This window comes from Microcystis sp. M53602_WE12 (assembly GCF_030065455.1).
GTDB lineage: Bacteria > Cyanobacteriota > Cyanobacteriia > Cyanobacteriales > Microcystaceae > Microcystis > Microcystis aeruginosa.
The window spans coordinates 1-2,017 of sequence record NZ_JASJFB010000611.1 but is presented as its reverse complement, the minus strand read 5'-3'; the positions used below and the strand labels follow the sequence as shown (position 1 = coordinate 2,017).

General features: G+C 43.8%; 1 protein-coding gene. It reads right to left on the bottom strand.

The genetic code is table 11. From position 1 onward, the window contains the following. Positions 1–330: 330 nt before the first annotated feature. On the bottom strand, positions 331–1,611 hold the full coding sequence (locus PX482_RS19280) for an HhoA/HhoB/HtrA family serine endopeptidase (RefSeq protein WP_002762232.1): 1,281 nt from the start codon (positions 1,609–1,611) through the stop codon (positions 331–333). Positions 1,612–2,017 lie beyond the last annotated feature (406 nt).

Below are 2,017 nucleotides of genomic sequence, written 5' to 3'. Positions count from 1 at the left end.
GGTTAACAATTTGTAATATTCCTTGTTGACACCCTTACTGACAAAGAAAAAACTGAAATCAAGTCAGGATAAGGGTTGGAGTGCTTACTGCAAAAATTGTTAAGAAAGATCCCTATAAGGGATAGCTTGATAAGGGGGGTGCCGATAGGCGGGGGGATCCCCCTTGATAAGGGGGGTGTCTGATAATTTTTAACGCCTACCTACTTACCTCACCATCAAGATAAATGCTATAATTATTTGATTCAAGAGCCAAAAGTAAAACCAGAAATATAGAGAGCTTACTAACAAGCTCTCTATAAAGTTTAGGTCTTTTACCACTTATCTTCCAGACTAGGCTCTGTTAGCAGTATTCAAGCTACCCACTTGAATATTCAGATTAATTTTTTGTCCTTCCCGGCTAATTTCTATGGGCAAATTATCGCCGATTTGAGTGTTAGCAACAATTTCCTGAACCGCATCGGGATCGGTGACATTCTTACCACCTACAGACTTTAACACATCACCCGATCGCAATCCCGCTGCTGCGGCAGGAGAATCTCTCATCACCCGCACTAACAAGACACCAGAATCATCGGGGATAGTCCAATTATCAGCCATAGGACTATCGGCTAATTGTTCTTTTACCTCCGGGGTTAACTGTACCATTTGAACACCGAGATAGGGATGTTCCACCTTACCCGTAGCGATTAATTGTTCGGCGATTCTTTGGGCAGTTTTAATCGGAATAGCAAAACCTAAACCCTGGGCATTCTGAATGATAGCAGTGTTAACTCCGATGACTTCTCCCCGAGCATTTAACAAAGGTCCGCCGGAATTTCCGGGGTTAATTGCCGCATCGGTTTGCAGGAAATCCACCCGTTTATCACTAGCACCAATTTGGGAGCCATTGCGTTCCTTGGCACTAATAATCCCCGTGGTGACAGTGTTATCTAATCCCAAAGGATTACCGATAGCGATCGCCCATTCTCCCACCTGTAAACTATCAGAATTACCTAATTTAACCGTGGGTAAATTGCTCGTTTCTACCTGTACCACTGCCACATCAGTTAAAGGATCACTACCTAAGACTTTACCATCAATAGTGCGACCATCTTTGAGGGTGACAGTCACCTTATCTGCTCCCTCGACAACGTGAGCATTGGTGATAATTTTACCGTCATTACTGATAATAAACCCCGAACCTGTACCCCTTTGAACTTGTTTTTCTCCTCGCTCGGGTATTTGGGAACCGAAGAAGCGACGGAAAACAGGATCGTTAGCAAATTCCGAAAAATCACCGCCTCCATTGACTTCCCTAGAAGCATTAATTCTTACCACCGCCGGCCCCACTTCTTGCACCACAGAAGCGACAAAATTGGTAGGAATAACCAGAGACGAGGGAGCGGCTGCCGCTGGTGTGGAGGGGCGAGGATTATTGGTAGCGGTGGCAATATTTTGGGCTAATTCTAGAGGATTTTGGCTGTAGGCGTAGGTGGCACCGATGCCTAACCCGGCACCCAAAACCAGTAAGGAGGAATAGGCAAAAAGTTTTTTCATTGCAGAAGATTTGGAGCGTTTAGGATTGCCTTCGTTGCGCGGGGAGATATTATCGTTAAAAATATTGCGAGTCATAGTTTTTATTGTTTAACCATTCTGAGAAGGGAATAAAAGTCAGTCCTAATAATCGTGGGTGTGAGAGGAGTGTTTCGGAAAATGGCTTGGGACTGACTATCTCTAATTTAGGCAGGGGATATGAACTTACTGTGACGCAGACATGAAGTTTTGATTGCAAGGTCATTATCCTAGTGGATAGACAGGTAGAAAGATAGAGAAAAAGGTCAATGATAGATTTTTCCTGGTTATTAAACCCAGGGTAAGAGCATCTCAATTAGGCTTGACAAAAGGCTCTCAGCACAGCAATCATATATAGCGTTTTTCAGTCTGCTGAGGTACAAAAGTTATGGGTTTTAGGCACTCATGCAAGAGGCAAAAGGCAAAAGGGAAGAAAAATAGGTGTACCTCACTAGCTTAGGAAACG